This is a genomic window from Bradyrhizobium sp. SEMIA, assembly GCF_014844175.1.
Classification (GTDB): Bacteria; Pseudomonadota; Alphaproteobacteria; order Rhizobiales; family Xanthobacteraceae; genus Bradyrhizobium; species Bradyrhizobium arachidis.
The window spans coordinates 1,308,022-1,326,062 of the sequence record NZ_CP046601.1 but is presented as its reverse complement, the minus strand read 5'-3'; the positions used below and the strand labels follow the sequence as shown (position 1 = coordinate 1,326,062).

Annotated in this window: 13 protein-coding genes and 1 pseudogene; 6 read left to right on the top strand and 8 right to left on the bottom strand. The window is 64.2% G+C overall.

Going from position 1 to position 18,041, the window contains the following annotated elements; all coding sequences use genetic code 11:
* Nucleotides 1–10: 10 nt before the first annotated feature.
* Nucleotides 11–1,204 (bottom strand): efflux RND transporter periplasmic adaptor subunit, encoded by a 1,194-nt coding sequence (locus FOM02_RS06360; RefSeq protein WP_027560759.1) that lies wholly within the window; start codon nucleotides 1,202–1,204, stop codon nucleotides 11–13.
* 241 nt (nucleotides 1,205–1,445) lie between these two features.
* Here FOM02_RS06360 and FOM02_RS06355 point away from each other — a divergent pair, with 241 nt between their 5' ends.
* Complete coding sequence (locus FOM02_RS06355) at nucleotides 1,446–2,237, top strand: ABC transporter substrate-binding protein (protein WP_027560758.1); 792 nt, start codon at nucleotides 1,446–1,448, stop codon at nucleotides 2,235–2,237.
* Between the two features lie 40 nt (nucleotides 2,238–2,277).
* On the opposite strand, the gene FOM02_RS06350 is transcribed toward FOM02_RS06355, so the two are convergent.
* Nucleotides 2,278–3,453 (bottom strand): hypothetical protein, encoded by a 1,176-nt coding sequence (locus tag FOM02_RS06350; protein WP_027560757.1) that lies wholly within the window; start codon nucleotides 3,451–3,453, stop codon nucleotides 2,278–2,280.
* Between the two features lie 269 nt (nucleotides 3,454–3,722).
* Here FOM02_RS06350 and FOM02_RS06345 point away from each other — a divergent pair, with 269 nt between their 5' ends.
* The 3 genes from FOM02_RS06345 (at nucleotide 3,723) to FOM02_RS06335 (ending at nucleotide 7,815) form a co-directional block, all read left to right on the top strand.
* Nucleotides 3,723–5,432: a phospholipase C gene (locus tag FOM02_RS06345; RefSeq protein WP_027560756.1), complete on the top strand. Its 1,710-nt coding sequence runs from the start codon at nucleotides 3,723–3,725 to the stop codon at nucleotides 5,430–5,432.
* Nucleotides 5,433–5,451: 19 nt separating this feature from the next.
* Nucleotides 5,452–6,795 carry a cytochrome-c peroxidase gene (locus tag FOM02_RS06340; protein WP_027560755.1) on the top strand — a complete coding sequence of 448 codons (1,344 nt, stop codon included), beginning with the start codon at nucleotides 5,452–5,454 and terminating at the stop codon, nucleotides 6,793–6,795.
* Nucleotides 6,796–6,954: 159 nt separating this feature from the next.
* Nucleotides 6,955–7,815, top strand: a complete 861-nt coding sequence (locus FOM02_RS06335) for an alpha/beta hydrolase (RefSeq protein ID WP_051377660.1) — start codon at nucleotides 6,955–6,957, stop codon at nucleotides 7,813–7,815.
* A gap of 121 nt (nucleotides 7,816–7,936) precedes the next feature.
* Here FOM02_RS06335 and FOM02_RS06330 read toward each other — a convergent pair whose 3' ends face one another.
* From FOM02_RS06330 to FOM02_RS06315, 4 genes are all read right to left on the bottom strand, one after another.
* Nucleotides 7,937–8,719 carry a hypothetical protein gene (locus FOM02_RS06330; protein WP_141263090.1) on the bottom strand — a complete coding sequence of 261 codons (783 nt, stop codon included), beginning with the start codon at nucleotides 8,717–8,719 and terminating at the stop codon, nucleotides 7,937–7,939.
* A 341-nt stretch (nucleotides 8,720–9,060) separates the two neighbouring features.
* Nucleotides 9,061–10,134 (bottom strand): hypothetical protein, encoded by a 1,074-nt coding sequence (locus FOM02_RS06325; RefSeq protein WP_027560753.1) that lies wholly within the window; start codon nucleotides 10,132–10,134, stop codon nucleotides 9,061–9,063.
* 70 nt (nucleotides 10,135–10,204) lie between these two features.
* Entirely contained in the window at nucleotides 10,205–11,695 is a 1,491-nt protein-coding gene (locus FOM02_RS06320; RefSeq protein ID WP_027560752.1) for a flavin-containing monooxygenase, read from the bottom strand.
* 108 nt (nucleotides 11,696–11,803) lie between these two features.
* The gene (locus FOM02_RS06315; RefSeq protein WP_027560751.1) at nucleotides 11,804–12,253 is read right to left on the bottom strand and encodes a cupin domain-containing protein; all 450 of its coding nucleotides are present in this window, start codon (nucleotides 12,251–12,253) and stop codon (nucleotides 11,804–11,806) included.
* Between the two features lie 188 nt (nucleotides 12,254–12,441).
* On the opposite strand from FOM02_RS06315, the gene FOM02_RS06310 reads away from it, so the two are divergent.
* Nucleotides 12,442–13,467, top strand: coding sequence for an AraC family transcriptional regulator (locus FOM02_RS06310; protein WP_027560750.1), 1,026 nt, complete (start codon nucleotides 12,442–12,444; stop codon nucleotides 13,465–13,467).
* A 6-nt stretch (nucleotides 13,468–13,473) separates the two neighbouring features.
* On the opposite strand, the pseudogene FOM02_RS06305 reads toward FOM02_RS06310, so the two are convergent.
* A pseudogene (locus FOM02_RS06305) lies at nucleotides 13,474–15,335 on the bottom strand (ATP-binding protein).
* Nucleotides 15,336–15,474: 139 nt separating this feature from the next.
* On the bottom strand, nucleotides 15,475–16,107 hold the full coding sequence (locus FOM02_RS06300; protein ID WP_028146178.1) for a cupin domain-containing protein: 633 nt from the start codon (nucleotides 16,105–16,107) through the stop codon (nucleotides 15,475–15,477).
* 219 nt (nucleotides 16,108–16,326) lie between these two features.
* Between FOM02_RS06300 and FOM02_RS06295 the strand changes: the two genes are divergently transcribed.
* Entirely contained in the window at nucleotides 16,327–18,018 is a 1,692-nt protein-coding gene (locus FOM02_RS06295; protein WP_027560747.1) for a peptide ABC transporter substrate-binding protein, read from the top strand.
* Nucleotides 18,019–18,041 lie beyond the last annotated feature (23 nt).

The window sequence follows — 18,041 nt, the reverse complement described above, 5'->3', positions numbered from 1 at the left end:
TGGCGACCCCTTACTTGGCCGACGCCTGCGGCTGGTCGATCTTGGTCACCTGCGGATCGATCTTCTGGCCCGGGATCACGCGCAAGAGTCCTGCGATCACCACCCGGTCGTCCGGCTTCAGCCCGCTCTCGATCACGCGCAGGCCGTTGTCGGTCGGGCCGATCTGCACCTTGCGCTGCTCGACCACGTTGTCGCCGTTGACCACGAGGAGATAGCGGCCGCCCTGGTCGCTGCCAAGCGCGGTGTCGGGGACGAGCAGGGCGTCCTGCTGCTGCGTGAAGGGCACGCGGACGCGGACGAAATAACCGGGCAGCAGCACCCGCTTCTCGTTGGGTATGACGCCGCGCACGGCGAGCGTGCCCGTCGACGTATTGAGGGTCGGCGAGACGTAGTCGAGGTGACCTTCATGCGGATAGCCGGTCTCGGTCTGGAGGCCCACCTGGACCGGCAACTGTCTGAGCTCGGCCACGGTCAGCCCGCGGCGGGTCGCTTCGGCGCGAATGCGCAGCACATCCTGCTCGTTGACGGTGAAGTTCACCCAGATCGGGTCCAGCGCGACGATGGTCGCGAGCTGGGTCGGGGATGAGAAGCCGACGAGCTCGCCGACCGAGACCAGATGCGCGCTGACGATGCCGTCGAACGGCGCCGCCACCCTGGTGTAGCCGTAATTGACCTCGGCAAGCCTGGTGTTGACCTGGGCCTGCTGCAGACTGGCCTGAGCGTTGTCGCGGGTGGATGTCGAGGTGTCGAGCGTGGACTGCGAGACCGCCTGGCGCTGCACCAGCTCGGCCTGCCGCTTGTAATCGGCTTCGGCCTGCTTGACCGTGGCCTGCGCGCCGACCTCGGCGGCCTTCGCCTGCTCGACCTTGAGCTTGTAGGTCTCGGGCTCGATCGTGAACAGCTGGGTGCCCTGCTTGACGAAGGTGCCGTCCTGGTAGTCGATCGATTGCAGGAAGCCTTGCACGCGCGCGACGAGATCGACGCTCTTGATCGGCGCGGTGTTGCCGGTGGCTTCGACATAGCGCGTCACCGGCCGCTGCACTGGCGTTGCCACGTCCACCTTGGGCGGCGGCGGCGCGACGAACGTGTTCTTGTCCTCGCAGCCGGCCAGCGCGACCACGGCCGCGGTGGCGGCCAATGCCTGCCCGAATTGTCTCCACGCTTCGTTGCGCCGTGCGGAAGAAGCCGGATTGGCTGAGGTCATTCGGTGGCCCCCGATGATTGTCTGTCGGTGCGGCAGGCTAGCAACAAATGCCCTTCCGTGGAACACCATAGCCATGGCGGTCAGAGGCCTTGCACTGCAAACGGCGCTGTGGCCTTTGACAGATTTGCCATGACAAACCGCTTTTCACCGAGCGCACGATCGACCAGAATTGTGGCAAGGACCGTGGGAAGCGGTCGGACGGTGCAAATTCGAAAAGAAGAAAAGGTGAGGAGACCATGACATGCCGACCTTCCTCCAATCGGCCCTCGCTGGCCTTGCTCTTGCCGCGGCGTTTGCCATGCCCGCGCTAGCCGATGGTTTGAAGGACGAGATCGCGCCGACCGGCAAGCTGCGGGTCGCGATCGCGATCAGCCCCGCGGGCGGTGCGTTCTGGTCGACCAAGACCGAATCCGGCTATGCCGGCGTTCCCGTCGATCTCGGCAAGGAGTTGGCCGCGCAGCTCGGCGTGGCGGTCGAATATGTCGTGCACCAGAATTCCGGGCAGATCACCGACGCTGCGGGCAAGGGCACCTGGGACGTCACCTGGCTTCCGAAGGATCCCGAGCGCGAGACGAAAATGATGTTCGGCCCGATCTACGAGGTCGCCGATGCCACCTACATCGTCAAGCCCGGCTCGACCATCACCAACTTCGCCACGCTCGACCAGGTGGGCATCAAGGTCGCGGCGGTCAACGCCACGACCACCATGCGCGGCGCCGTCGCGCACCTGAAGAATGCGAAAGTCACGGGCTACCAGACCTACGATGAAATATTCGCGCTTTTGAAGAATGGCGAGATCGACGCCTTCGCGCTGTCGCGCGACCAGCTCTACAAGATGGCGCAGAAGATTCCGGGCACGCGCGTGCTCGACGAGACCTTCAAGAAGACGGTGACCGCTGTCGCCGTCCCGCTCGGCCATAGCCAGGCCTTGGCGTTCGTGACCAAGTTCATGACGGATGCGACCACGAACGGCGCGCTCCGCAGGGCCTATGACAACAACGGCCTGAAGGACGCGCCGATCCGCACCGAGTAGGGCAGGCGGCGGCGCAGGGGGCCTGCGCCGTCCGCTGACCTTACGGCTCCGCGGTGCGAATGCCCGCAGGGCTCACCTGCAGCTTGAGCGTCGACGTCTTGGTCAGCGCCTTGCCGTCGAACGAGAAGGCGAGCAGCTCGTTCTCGACCATGCACTGCGCCACGACATGTTTGGAGTCCTTGGACCACACCATGCCCTGGCACCAATGGCCGATCTTGGCTTCCGCAACCGGCGTGAGGTCGGTGCCTGAGATCCGGTAGACCTTGAGCAGGCCGAAATCGTTGAAGAAAGGCGAGGCCGACGGCTTGTTCGAGCCGTTCATGACGGTGACGGAAACGTAGTTGCTGTCCGGGGACATTTTGACGGCCTCAGGCGTCTGTCCGACGGTGACCGTCGTGACGACCCGGATTGGCTTTGCGGTCATGTCGATCAGGCTGATCGTATCATTGTCGCCGCCGCCGGCGCCGACATTGCCGACGACGGCCGCGGCCGCGCCGGTGAGATCGATGTCGTAAGGACGCACACCCGCGGAGAGATCGCGCTTGGCGTACTCGACCTTGCTGCCGTCCACGGTGAGAAGCGAGATCTTGCTGTCGCCGTCGCGGGTGACCAGCGCGGTCGCGCCATCGCGCGAGAACACGGCGTGGCTCGGGCCCGACTTGGCGTCACCGAGCTGGATCTTGCCGCTTGCCGTCAGCGCGTTGCCGCTAATGGTGAAGACCGAAACCGTGCCTTCGCTGCGGTTCGCAACCAGCGCCAGCGTGCCTGCGCGGTTGATTGACACTCCGGCCGCGCCTGCACCGGCCTGCAATGTCGCGAGCACCTTTGGCGGTGTTGATTTGATATCGATCACCGAGAGCTTGTCGTCGGGAATAGTCTTGGTCGCATCCGCCGGATCGACCTTCATCGCGCCTGTCACCAGCGCAAACGAACCATCCGGCGCGATCGCCACGCTCGGTGGCGGGCCGACGACGCTGGCGGGTGCAGGAACCTCGCCCAGCAGTTTCAGCACGCCATCGGTGAGGTCGATCACGCTGACCGTGTCCGGCAGCGGCTGCTTGCGCACCACGGCATTGCCGTTCTCCAGAACCATCTTGCCGTCATTGGCGGTGACGACGATCTCGGCATGGGCGGCGAAACTGGCGAGGCCAGCCAGCGACGTTGCGACAAGGGCTGACGCGGCATGGCGCGTGCGCCTGCGAAGAGCGGCTTTCATGTTTCCCCCTGAGAGCTTGTTCTTGTCCGGCAAAGCTAAATGCAACCGGGCGCGTCACGCAACAATCTGGACGCGATCATTTTTGCCGTCGTGCGGGGAATAAAGCGACATGACGTGGCCCGGCGCGGCGGAGCAGGCGCCTGCCTAAAAAATCTTCGCTCCGCCACTGCGCAAAGTGTCTCGTGCGTCAAACTGACACAGCTCTGTCATTCGCGGTGTTTAGAACATTTCTGATCGTAAACATCCTCATTTCCGGGGCGTCAAAAAAAATGAAATCGAGACTTCTGACGACGGCTGCGATTTTCGCGGCCGCGAGCGCGCTCGCGTGCACTCTTCCCGTCCTCGCCGACGATTTCGGTCGCGATCGCGATCACGGACATGACGATCATCATCGTCATGCGCACGACATCCACACCGAGACGCCTATCAAGCATCTCGTGGTGATCTTCAACGAGAACCGCTCGTTCGACCATTACTTTGCGACCTATCCGAACGCGACCAACCCGACCGGCTCGATCCCCTTCGTTCCGAAGCCGCATACGCCAAAGGTCAACAACCTCGCCAACGCCAATCTGCTGTTGAACAACCCCAACAACAATCCGGCCAACGGCACCGGCGCGACCGACCCGTTCCGCCTCGACCGCACCCAGGCCAACACGCGCTCGCAGAACCACTCCTACACGCCCGAGCAGCAGGCCGTGGACAACGGCAAGGAAGACCTGTTCCCGAAATTCACTGGCCGCGGCACCGCCGGCGGCGCCGGCGCCTTCGCCACCAACGGTCAGGTCATGGGCTATTTCGACGGCAACACCGTCACCGCGCTGTGGAACTATGCCCAGCACTTCGCCATGAGCGACAACAACTGGACCGACACGTTCGGCCCGTCGACGCCCGGCATGCTCGAAGTGGTTGCCGGCCAGACCAACGGCGTGCAGCCGGTGGTCGGCACCACGTCGTCGATCGCCGACGGCCAGGGCGGCCTGACGCTGACCGGCGATACCGATCCGGGTAACGATGCCTGTTCGAGCACGACCAGCACGATGCTGATGGGCGGCAAGAATATCGGCGACCTGCTCACCGCTGAGCATATCAGCTGGGGCAGCTTCATGGGCGGCTTCGACCTGACGCTCAAGAACGCCAACGGCACCACCGGCTGCGCCCGCAGCACGTTCTCCAGCAACGTCAACGGCACCATCGTCGACTACATTCCCCACCACGCCTTCTTCCAGTATCACGCCTCCACGGCGAACCCGTCCCATGCCCGGCCGAGCTCGGTTCATGCGATCGGCCATACCCATGACCTCAACGGCAAGGTCGATCCGGCCAATCACAATTACGACCTCGAAGACCTCTATGCCGCGATCAAGGCCGGCAACTTTCCGGCCGTCTCCTACGTCAAGATGCCCGCCTTCCAGGACGGTCACGCCGGCAACTCCGATCCGCTCGACGAGCAGGCCGGCAATGTCGCTCTGATCAACTTCCTCCAGAAGCAGCCGGAGTGGCGCGAGACCGCCGTCATCATCACCTATGACGACTCCGACGGCTGGTACGACCACCAATACGTCGCGCCGAAAAATGCCTCGTATGATGCGACCGCCGATCAGGTCAACGGCCCCGGCCTGTGCGGTCTCGGTCCTAACAAGCAGCCGGCGCCGAACGGTCTCGGCGGCAAGCCGGTGAACGGCCGCTGCGGTCCGGGCACCCGCGTTCCCCTGATCGTGGTCTCGCCCTACGCCAAGACGAACTACGTCAGCCACAACTACACCACGCAGGCTTCGGTGGTCCGCTTCATCGAGGACAACTGGCTGCATGGCAAGCGCCTGGGTGGCGGCTCGTTCGACGCCACCTCCGGCTCGATCATGGACCTGTTCGACTTCGACCATGATCACAGCCACGACTTGCGGGCTGACGCGCTGTTCCTCGACCCGACCGCCGGCACTGTGATCACCAGCCCGCCGGACGAGCACCACCACCACTAGTCCAACGGGACGCTACGGAATGAACAGCCGCACTCTGTGGCTCCTCGGCGCCGGCCTGCTTTGTCTGGCCGGCGCCGTCTTTGCTGCCGGGACGCAAGGATTGGCGGAGTCGAACCAGGTTGGTGTGAACCCGAATCCGGTTCGTCTCATGCGTCCGCCCGTCGCGCCGTTGTCCGCGATGGCGCTGCTCGGCAAGGAAATCTTCTACGACGCCTCGCTGTCGTCATCAGGCACGCTCTCCTGCGCGTCCTGCCATAGCCCGGATCACGCCTACGGCCCGCCCAACGATGGCCCGGTCATGCTCGGCGGCGCCAATCTGTCACGGCAGGGCGCACGCGCGGTGCCGTCGCTGACCTATCTCGACCGCCACCCGAATTTCAGCATCGGCCCTGACAAGGGCGACGACGACAACATCATCGACCTCGCGCAGATGGCGGCCATCGGCCAGCAGGCGGCGCGCACGACCAAGACCGCGGGCGGCACCGGCGCGTCGGCGAACATCGTGCCGCAGGGCGGCCTGTTCTGGGACGGCCGCGCCGACACGTTGCAAGACCAGGCGATGTTCCCGCTGCTCGATTCCAACGAGATGGACGGCGGCAGCGCCGAGATCGTCGCGGGCAAGCTGCGCAACGCGCCTTACGCTGGCCGCTTCGTCGAGTTGTTCGGCGCCGGTGTGATGAGGAATCAGCGGCTGCTGATTGCGGAGGCGATGTTCGCGGTCGCGCGCTATCAGGTGGAGGAGCCGAGCTTCCATCCCTACACCAGCAAGTACGATTACTGGCTCGAAGGCAAGGCGCGGCTCTCCGAGAGCGAGCTACGCGGCCTGCAATTGTTCAACGATCCCGATAAGGCCAATTGCGCTGGATGCCACGCCTCGGCGCCGACCCGCGACGGCCTGCCGCCACTGTTCACGGATCATCAGTACGAGGCACTCGGCGCGCCGCGCAACGCCGCGCTCGCCAACAATCGCGACCCCAATTATTTCGACCTCGGCGTCTGCGGCCCGCATCGCACCGACATTCCCGAGCAGACGCAATATTGCGGCATGTTCCTGACGCCGACGCTGCGCAACAGTGCGGCGCGGCAAGCCTTCTTCCACAATGGCGTCTTCAGCACCCTTCAGCAGGTGATGGATTTCTACAATTTCCGCGACACCAATCCGGAGAAAGTGTTTCCGCGCTCAGCTGACGGCACGGTGCTGAAATACGACGACCTGCCGCAAAAATATCACGCCAATGTCGACGTCACCGATCCGCCGTTCGATCGCCACCCCGGCGACAAGCCGGCGATGACGGAGCAGGACGAAGCCGACATCATCGCGTTCCTGAATACGCTGACGGACGGCTACAAGGTGGAGAACTGACACGCGGGCTCGCGAACGCCCGGTTCGTGCCTGATTGCTGCGGGCGGGATGAAGCCGGTTGGCGAGGCGCAGCGTGCCGCAAGGCGAGCGGCTATGCTAGGCTCTGTAAGTCTTGCCGCATCCGGATCGAAAGGGATGGCAAATTGCTGGAGCCCCGCCATGGATCGTGTGCTTCACCTGATTGCTTCGCTCGGAATTCTCTCGTTCATGACATGGAACGAAGCCTTCGGGGAGCACGCATCGATTGTCTCGATGACGACGCCGCGCGGCGTTCAACAAGCCTTCATCCTGATAAAGCCTGAGCATCCCGTTGCATCCGTCATTCTGTTTGCCGGGGGTAGCGGTCTTCTGCGGCTGAACAGGACGCCGCCTCCGCAGGTAGGGCCATATGCTTTCGTGGCTGGAAATTTCCTCGTGCGCAGTCGCGAGAGATTCGCCGAGCACGATTTCATGGTGGCTGTGATCGACGCTCCATCTGACCAGCCGAGGGGCATGAGTGGGTCTTTCCGCCTCAGCAACGAGCATGCGATCGACATCGGCGCCGTCGTCGACCACCTGAAGCGCCAGGCCGATGTGCCGGTGTGGCTCGTCGGTACCAGCGCGGGCAGTTGGTCGGCGGCACACGGCGCCATCGCGGCCAGCGCGGTTGATGGTCTCGTGCTGACTTCGACGGTTACACGTATTGCGCCGGGGTCCTCGCTGGCCAAGGCCTTTCCGGAAATTGCCAGGGACTACCCCCAGGGCGTCATCGACATGGCGCTACCCGAGATCAGAGTGCCCACGCTCATCGTGTCGCACAGCGAAGATGCCTGCGAGTTTACCCCCGCGACCGATGCGCCGGCCCTCGCAAAGCGCCTGACGCAGGCTGGTCGGGTCGCAATCGTCCTGATCAGCGGCGGCGACCGGCCAAGGTCCGATCCATGCGAGGCCTATGCGGCGCATGGCTTTTACGGCGTCGAACAACAGGCAGTCGACAGAATTGCGGAGTTCATCGCGGCCAAGGACAAGCGAGCTCCATAGATTGCGGCGGCGCGCGCATGCGGGGCGTGGCTGAAGCCGTGGTGGCTGTGCCGGTGACGTCAGTCATCGCTTGCACGAACGCTCCGACCGCGGCCGGGCGTGTTGAATCGCAGAGCGCTATTCAAAAGAACTCAAGCGAAGGAAAGTGATTGACCAGCCTGTCCCAGATCGAGAGCGGCGGCCGTGGCTGCCTTTTTGCGTCCTTGAGCGACAGACACCGCGGTGCCAGCCTCATCCCATAATAGAGGTTCGCTCCAGAGACGCTCTGGCCGCCCTGTATGCTGACGGTCGGGTCAAAATTGTTCTTGATCAAGTCTGTCGTTTGCTCCACGGAGCCTGATGCTGCGTTGTCATAGGCCGCGACGTATTTCGTCGACGCCTTGAGAACCCGCTGTCCTTGGCAAACGTATTCGCCGTTTTCCAGATACCGTCTCACTTCGCGATCGCAGGACTCGCGCTGGAACAGCTCGTCTGCAATGATCGATAGATCTTCAAGCGATATTTCCAGGACCTGAACGTCATCGAGCTCGAGCTTCAGGGTTTCCGCCAATTTTGCATCGGTATGTGACTGGATCGAATGCACGACTTTCGAGTCGAGCGAATATTGCGTCTTTCGCAATTCGGAGGTGACCTGGGTCGCTGAAGACGAGGTGCGGGTCACGCCGATCAGTCGGTCCGGCGAGACCTCGCACAGCATGTCGTAGTCCTGGCCGTTCGACGAGACATGGTAGATCGAGCCTGGAGCGCGCAAGAGCACTGGTGGCGTTATCGGGTGAAAGCCGATCGCGGTGATGGCTTCGTTGAGCTTGTTCGGGGGCTTGTGGAGATGTATCGCAGCCACGGATGCCAAGGGTGCGATGCTCACGATCGCCACTAATGCCCCCCATTTCAGGAATGGGCGCATTGGAGTTCTCCGCCGATTATCCGCAACAATAGTGCCCACAAGGGCGCGCGCACGCGTTGGCCGAGCCTGCAGGCACAGTCGTCGTGAGTGCGGCGAGAGCGAAGACAAAAAACAGTGCTGCGAACTTCATGACCTGTCCTCCTATGGATTGACAGATGTTCGCTCGACGTGACGTCCGGAAACCCGCAACGCCTTGGCGTCGGGAGGCGAGACATCTTCCTGCTTCTTGCGAAGTTACTCTCGGCGCAAGGCCGCAGATATGAACTGGCTCACACTCTATCTTGAATTGTGCCGGCGCTGGGTGTCCGGTGTCATCGCCTGCACGTCGTCGTTACGATGCGTCAGCGCGGCTTGATCTCCGCGTACTTCGCCATCGCGCGCTCGAACTTCCGGTTGAACAGCCACATCGCGGCGAGGATTTCCCGGAAGCTGGCGGACGTTCGAGCCCGGTCGGCCTGCCCGAACGCGAAGATGCTGTTGTTGCGCAGGTGCTTCATGATCGCAGGGCTGGACACCCGATAGCTCAGGAGATCGCCGGATTTGAGCGCGGACCTCGTGGGGGTGGGGACAATCTGGATCAGCTCGAACAGCTTCATCTGGTCGACCGGGTCGGGCAGCGTCTTCACGATTCCCGGGATCTCCCGGAACAGATCCGCATGTGCGTTCATCAGGCCGTCGCGCACATTGGTCCAGTGATTGAAGCGGTAGTCGGTGCCGCGGGCGCGCGCCTCTTCCTTGTCGTCGCGCGCGCTCAGCTCGGGATCGAGACCTGCGATCTCGCCCTTGATCGCGTCCCATTTCCTGCGGCCGTTGCGGTCTTCGGACGGGCCGGTCTGGAAGCTGCCCATATAGGTGTTGGAGCGACCGTTACGGACATTCTGCTTGCCGTTGGTCTCCGCAAAGAACAGCCCGAGGCTGATGCGGCCCGCAGCTTCGGCGTGAACCGGTGCCAGCCCCTTGGCGCGCGCAATCGCGACCGCGAGATCGACCACGTCCTTGAACGGCGTCGGCGAGTTCTGCGCGCCGGCCGGCGGCGCCTCCATGATGTCGAACAGCTTTCCGTATTCGTCGATCAGCGGTTCGATGTCGGCATCGAAATAGGCCGGCGGGATCTCGAACTTGTTGGGCCGTCCGATCCGCGACGGCATGGCGTCGGTGAGATCCTTGTAGCTACTTATGACCGCGACGCGCGCGAGATAGAGCGCCTGGCCCGGCAGGTTCGGTAGCGGCTGCTTCGCGTCGATCTGCTTGCGCCGCTCGGCGAGAACGGCCTTGAACTCGCCGAGCGCGCGCTCATAGGTCGCGAGTGCCTCGGATTGCCGCGTCGTCAGCGCGCCCGTCTGTGCAACGGCTTGCGCCGTGACGAAGAGGGCAACAGCCGCAAGGGCCGCGGCGGCAAGTCGTCTCGATCCCATGGCTGGTTCCTGTCGATTCGATGGCCAGGGAGATCGTAAGCATCAGAGGCATGCAGCCGCAATTCTCCTCTCATGCCGCCCGGTAGTCCGGCGCCGTCGCCAGGAACTTCGCATAGGCATCCGCATCCGGCGGCTGGAAGCGCCCCTTGAGCCCGCCGCGCTTCTGCTCCTTCGCGCCGATGTCGGCCATCAGCTCGTCGAAATGGCGGTAGTGATAGGGTGCGACACACAGGCCGCCATAGACGCCGGCGGCCGGCCGCTCGACGCGCTTGAAGTGCAGCATCATCTCGATGTTGTCGCGCATCTGTTGCGCCGTCGGCTGCTTGGCGAGCTGGCCGTCGGCATAGCGCACCAGCCAGTTCGCGGCCAAATCAGCGCAGAGCACGGTGCAGAACGAGGAATTGAAGCCGACGAAGCCGAGCTCTGGCAGGTCGGGGTTGGCGATCAGCCGGTAGAGCCGGTACTGCCCGTCGGCGTCGACCAGCTTCTCTTGATATGCCGCCGGCAGGAACGGCACGCCGAGCTTGTAGCCGATCGCGAGCACCGCGACGTCGGCGCCAATGCGCTCGCCGCCGCTCATCACGATGGTGTCGCCTTCATAATGATCGAACGTGCCGAACACGGCCTTGATGCGGCCGTCGGCGACCATCGGATAGAAGCCGGGCGTTGCGATCGGCACCGAGCAGTTGACGCCGTCCTCGATCCGCTCCTTCGGCACCATCTTGCAGCGGCCGAGCTTGAGCTGCGCCTTGAGCAGGCTTTCGAGCCCTCGCCAGTTCGCCCAGACCAGTGGCGCGGCAATGCGGTGGGCAAGCCGCGCCATCGCGCTGGCGCCCCAGCCTGGAAACATCTCCTCCTGCGCGCGGATGTAGAGGATGTGCTTGAAGTTCACGAGCCCGCCGATGAAGTAGGGGATGCGCCAGACCGGCTCGCGCATCACGATGGTGACCTCGCGCGCGCCTGATTTCACCGCGTTCACGGCGATGTCGGTCGCCGATTTCGAGCCGCCGAGCACGACGACGCGGCGGCCTTTCGCCAGCGCGGGATCGCCGTATTTCGACGAATGCAGGATCTGGCCGCCCTGGCCCAGGAAGCTGCCTTCGCCGCGGCAATGCAGCTCGCGCGGTTCGTTGAACTGCCCGGTGCAGACCGCGACGAAATCGAACTCCTCGTTCGACGGCGTCCCGCCCTTGTTCGTCAGGGTAAGCGTCCAGCCCGGCTTGCCGTCAGTGCGGCGCGCCATGCCGGCGACTTCAGTATTGAGGCGCAGCATGCGGTCGAGGCCAAAACTCCTGGCGTAATCGGCGAGATAGGCGTGGACCTGCGGCCCGGTTGGCCATTCCGGATAGGCGTCCGGCATGGCGCGGTCGGTGTAGCGGTAGAGATCCTTCGGGCTCTGGGTCTGCACCTCCGGATAGGAGCGCGCCGGCTCCCAGACGCCGCCGAGATCGGCGCTCCGCTCGACGATGGTGACGCGGTGGCCGCGGCTGGAGAACGCTTTTGCAGCGGCAAGGCCGGAGACGCCGGCGCCGATCACGCAGACATGCTTGGGACTGACCATGGGATGGCTCGCAATCAGGTGTTTCGCGCGCAAGCGGCCACGTTCGGCCGCAAGGCGCGGCCGGCGGAGCTGCAAGCAGATGGAGGTGGGCGAGGCGGCGCGCTGCGCCTAGTCGTTGGCCTCGGGCGGCAGAAAGTCGACCTCGTGCAGCGCCGAGATGCGCACGACTTCAGCCGGGTCGGTCAGATTGTGCAGCTGGTTGAACAGCGCCTCCAGCTTCTGCATCGGCGAGACCCAGAACAGCGCGCGGCACGGCTTGTCGGATTTGTTGAAATAGCCGTGCGGGATGCCGCGCGGCATGCGCACGAGGTCACCGGCATGGGCCTTGACCCATTTGCCGTCGAGCTTGAGGTCGAGCGTGCCTTCCTGCACCAGGATGAACTCGTCCTGGGTCGGATGGATGTGCACCGGCACGAACTGGCCGGGGTCGCTGTTGGTCTCGAATGCGAAGGTGGAATCGGTGACGGCCTTGGGGAAGTAGACCTGGCCCAGGATGTTCCAACTCTTGCCCCCATAGCCCGTGCCATTGGCGGTAATGCCCTTTTCGAGTGCAGTCATGGCTTGCTCCTCATGGATTCCGGCGGGGACGGAGCTTCGGTCAGCCTTGGGCCGCCTGTCTATCCGCTAAACGAATCCGGACGTGGCTGTTGCCATGCAGCACGACGATTTTGCAGCCGCGGCCCTTCTCGCGTCGGGGAAACTATTATAGGCTTAAAGCAATTCCGCGACGCGAAGCGTGGTCGACGATGTCCGTAGCCGTGCAGGAAACGAGCGCAAGGGTAGCCACAGCTGAACGGCTGGCGGCTTTCGCCCGCGTCACCACCGATGATGTCGACGAGGCTGCCGAGCAGATCGGGCGCATCTTCTGTCCGCACGATCTCAAGCCGGCGCAAGCGCGCGCAACCGGCTTCTCCGCCCGGCACAATTGCGCGGCATTCGCAGGCTTTTCCATCAACTACGTCGCCTATGGCGGATCGGTGAGCATCGATCCCGGCTGCCTCGACCGCTTCTTCCTGGTGCAGATCCCGCTCACCGGCGCCGCCCGCATTCGTGCCGGAGCCTGCGAAATCGAGACCGCAGCGGGCCGGACGGCGTCGCTGCTGTCGCCGACGATTCCGACCCGGATGGTCTGGACGGATTGTGCGCAAATCATCCTGCTGCTCGATCGCCGCATGGTCGAGCAGCGCGCTGCGGCTCTGTCGGGCAAGGCGGCGGGGCCGGTCGAGTTCGATCCTGTGATCGACCTGGAGGCGCCGTCCGGGCACGATCTCCGCAAGAAGCTCGATGAACTGATGCAACTCGCCGAGCGTCTCGGTCCCTCCGGCAGGCTGTCGCCGCTCGCGATGGCCGATTGGCGCGAGGCGCTGCTCGATCGTCTCCTCAACGGCCAGCGCCATGGCCTATCGGATGCGATCCGGACGTTTTCGGGCCACGCGGAGCGTCTGCCGCGCGCGCTTCGCGCCGCGCGCGACCATCTTGCCGACAATGCCGGCGAGCCGCTCGATCTCGCAGAGCTCGCCTGCGCGTCCGGCGTCGGCATCCGCGCGCTCCAGCTCGGCTTCCGCCGTCACTTCGGCGTGTCGATTTCGGAGATGCTGCTCGACATGCGCCTCGCCGGCCTGCATGGGCGCCTCTCGCAGGCCGCGCCCGATGCCTCGATCACCGAGATCGCGTTCGATCTCGGCTTCACCCATCTCGGCCGCATGGCCGGCGCCTACCGCGAAAAATTCGGCGAGACGCCGTCTGCGACGCTGCGGCGTAGGATGAGCTAGGCGCTGCTATTTTCGCGGCCACGTCGTGCGGCGGTCTTCGGCGGCCTGCCTGCGCAAGAAGCCCTCGACATCGGCCTGCACCGAATAGGGCGTGGGGATCGGATCGCCTGCGGAATCGACCGCGGTGTCGAGCGAGCGGCGCAGCATGCGCGCGAGCTCGGCCTTGCGGTAGGGTTTTGTCAGAAGCGGCGCGCCCATGGTGGCGCGTCCCTGCGCATGCAGCGAGTCGTAGGCGTAGCCCGACGTGAACAGGACCCGCAGCGAGGGACGTGCCGCAACCATCCGCTCCGCGAGCTCGCGCCCATTGATGCCGCCGGGCATCACGATGTCGGTGAAGAGCAGGTCGAACGGCGTGCCTTGCGCCGAAATGGCGAGCGCTCGGCCGCGTTGACGGCGGGGATGACCTTGTAGCCGAGGCTTTCGAGTTGCACCGTGACGTATTGGCGGACATCGTGGTCGTCCTCGACGCACAGGACGGTCTCCGTTCCGCCGACGATCTTGCGCTCGTCATAACCGGTCGGGCGAAGCGTGCTCGCCTCCGCCTTCGGCAGGTAGATCGTGAAGATCGTACCGCGGCCTTCGGTGGAGGAGACCTTGATGCCGCCGCCGGACTGCTTGACGAAGCCGAACACCATGCTGAGGCCGAGCCCGGTGCCCTTGCCGACATCCTTGGTGGAGAAGAAGGGATCGAAGATGCGTTCGAGGATGGCTTGCGGAATGCCGGTGCCGGTGTCGGCGATCTCGATCTCGACATAGTCGCCGGCATAGCCGGCGCCGACCGCCACTGCCTCGCGCACGCCGAACACGACGTTGCGCGTCGTCAGCGTCAGCCTGCCGCCGTCCAGCATCGCGTCGCGGGCATTGATCGCAAGGTTGAGCAGCGCTGAGCTCAATTGGCCGCGGTCGGCGAAGGCGAGCCAGACATTGCCGTCGAGCCTGGTCACGATCTCGATCTTCTTCTCGAAGGTCGCCAGCAGCAGCTTTGCCAGCTCCTCGAGCAGCTCGTTGACGTCGATCTCGGCCGGCTGGAGTGCCTGCTTGCGCGCAAAGGACAACAGGCTCGACGTCAGCACGGCGCCGCGGTCCGCCGCCTCGCTGATCAGCTTGGTGATGGTCGCGAGCGGCGGGTTGTCCTTCACGGCGTCGGCGAGGATCTCGATCGTGCCGGTGATCACCGTGAGCATGTTGTTGAATTCGTGCGCGATGCCGCCGGTGAGCTGCCCGACCGCCTCCATTTTCTGCGCCTGGATCAGCTGTTCCTCGGCGGCGCGCTTCTGGGTGACGTCCTTGACGAAAATGTTGATGAGGTGGCGCGTCCCGACGTGGAGCGCCGTGCTGGAGCCCTCGATCAGGATCTCGTCGCCATTTCGATGCAGCAGGGTTGCCTCGAACCGGATGCCGATCGGCGTATGCGACAGCTCCGGCAACAGCCGCATCATCCGCTGCCGGAAGCCGGCGCGGAGTGGTTCGGCGATGAGGAGGTCGACGACATCGGTGCCCAGCGCCTCCTTGCGCGACCATCCGGTCAGGGCTTCGGCCTGAAAGCTCCACTCCAGCACGACGCCGTTCGCGTCGGTCTGGATGAAGGCATCGAGCGCGGTCTTGATGACGGCTTGCGTTGCTTGCGCGCCGGCCTGCGCCTGCTCGGCCAACGCTGCGGCCGTATGCTTCATCTGCGCCGTCTCGATCGAGCCCGTGCACAGCCGCGCAAGCAGCACCGCAACGACGACGCTTGCGAGCAGGGCGATGACCTGGGCGATGCCGAAGCCGCCGGTGGCGTCGGTCACGGCATAAGAGATAAGGAGAGCGGCACTGGTCACGACGGCCTGCGTGGCGATCGCGAGTGTCAGAAGCCCCCTGAGTTTCATGCTCTCATACCAAAGACGCCAGAAGCGCACCGTCCCGCCGCCTTGTCGACGAGGCCGGCATCACGTGAGCTACAGACTGCCCGCGTCTCCGTCGATGGTCAATTTGCGGCGCCCGGGGGCGCCGGGAATTTGGCGTGGCTCAACCTGCCGGCGAATCGGTCTGGCGCAGCGTCGTGACCCAGATCGCGCGCGCCACCTGCTGGGTCGGGTTGTCGAACATGTGCGGCACGATGCTCGGAAAACGAAAACTGTCGCCGGCTTCCAGCACATGGGCCTGGTTGTCGAGCCACAGCCGCAGGCTGCCGGAGAGGATGTAGCCTGCCTTCTCGCCGGTGTGCTGCAGGAAGTCCGTGCCCGAGGAGGCGCCGGGGTTGAGCGTGAGCTCGTAGAGTTCGAGCTGGCCATTGCCGTCAGGGGTGAGCGCTTCCTTGACGACGCCGCTGGCGGTGAGTCGCAGCAGGCGCCGGTTGTTCTTGCGCACGATGTAGCGCTGCACATCGGTGGGATCGCTGGTCTCGAAGAAGTAGGAGATGGGAACGTCGAGCGCGATGCTGAGCAGGCGCAGCGTGCGGATCGACGGCATCGCGCGTGCGCGTTCGAGCTGGCTGATCATGCCGTTGGAGAGGCCGGTCTTGTTGGCGACGTCCTGGATCGAGAGTCCGGCGCGCTGACGCAGCAGCCGCACGGTCTCGCCGAGGCGCTGGTCGACCGCATCGTCGGCCTCGATCGCCGGTGCGTCCTTGGTGCCGTTGGTATCGCCGCGACCATCCATGTCGCTCTCCCATGCATCGTATCACCCCGGGACCGCGTCGATCCGAGGTTCAGTCACAGTGAAAAGGTCGCGCATACTAGCAATGCGATTGACAGCTGTATTTAGTCATGATGAACTTTTGATCGAAAAATTTAGAAGCACTAAAGCCCACTTCCTGTCCCTTTGCCGGGGTCTCGGGGGCGCGGGAGACGGTGCCGCGTGCGGGAACGGAGACTGGTCATGGCAGATGACATGGGCAAGTTCGGCATTGAGGCAGTGCGTCTCGGCAGTCCGAACCGCCGTCAGTTCTTCCAGCTCGGCGCGGGCGCCGCAGCGGGATGGAGCCTCGCAGGCAGCGCCATCGCCCAGACCGAACGCCCGACCAATCCGCCGGACAAGCCGCGCGGTCAGGTGATCGCGGCGCTGTCGCAGGAGCCGACGGTGTTTCATCCGCTGATGCCCGGCATCGAGGTCGATCAGGGCGTCTGGTGGCAGGTGTTCTCGCTGCTCTGGTACATCGATCCCGAGGGCAATTTCGTTCCGGACCTCGCGCGCGAAGTGCCGACCATCGAAAATGGCGGCCTGTCGGCCGACGGTCTGACCTGGAAGATCAAGCTGCGCAACGACGTGAAGTGGCATGACGGCACGCCGTTCACGGCCGACGACGTCAAGTTCTCGCTCGAGCTGATCAACGATCCCAATTTCCGCGCACGCAGCCGCGTCGGCCACAGTCTCGTCAAGGACATCAAGGTCGTAGCAGTGGACGAGATCCACTGGCGCATGGAAGCGCCGTATTCGCCCTACATGTCCATCCTGGGATCGCTGACCTTCATCGTGCCGAAGCACATCCTGGAGAAGGTGACCGATCCGAACGCCTCGCCGTTCCACAATGCGCCCGTCGGCACCGGGCCGTTCCGCTGGGGTGAGCGCGTGCCCGGCGACCACATCCTGCTCAATGCCCATACCGGCTATCACGGCAAAGGACCTTACGTCGAACGCGTGGTGTTCAAATACATCCCCGACCTCACCGTGCTCTACACCCAGTTCCGCACCGGCCAGGTCGACTACACCGGCCTGCAAGGCATTTTGCCGAACTTCGTGCAGGAGGCGAAGACGCTGAAGGGCCGAAAGATCTTCGTCTCCGCGACGTCTTCGGTGGAGCACATCGCGCCCAACCTGGAATTCGGTCCCTTCGCCGACCGCGCGGTGCGCGAGGCGCTGTATCTTGCCATCAACAAGCAGGCGATCATCGACGCGCTCTACTACGGCCTGCCGACGCAGACCGAGAGCTTCGTGCCGCAGCAGGCCTGGTCGTTCCAGCAGGGGCTGCCGCAGCACAAATACGATCCCGCCAAGGCCAATGCTCTGCTCGATGCGGCCGGCTGGGTGCGCGGCTCGGGCGGCGTGCGCGAGAAGGGCGGCGTCAAGCTCGAATTCACCAACTCGACGACCTCAGGCAATGCCGTGCGCGAGCAGACCCAGCAGCTCCTGATCCAGGACTGGCGCGCGATCGGTGCTGCGATGCGTGTCAACAACATGCCGGCCGCGGTGATCTGGGGCGATTTCTGGCAGCAGTCGAAGTTCAATTCGGTGCTGGTGTCCGTGAACTTCATGCTCGGCAGCGACCCCGACGTGACGCCGCGCTTCGGCTCGGGCGCCATTCCCGCCAAGGGCGGCCGCGGCTACAACACCTATCAATACAAAAATCCCGAGGCCGACCGTCTCCTCGCCGAGGGCGCAAAGCAGTTCGATCTGGCGCAACGCAAGGCGACCTATGGCGATCTGCAGAAGCTGATCCGCAACGATCTTGCGATCCTGCCGATGTTCCAGGGCTTCATCGCCGAGGGTGTGAAGGAGGGGCTGCAAGGCTTCCGTCCCAACATCAACACCTCCATCAACTGCTGGAACATCCGCGAATGGTATTGGGCCTGATGCGTCTGGCTCGCTGGACCGCC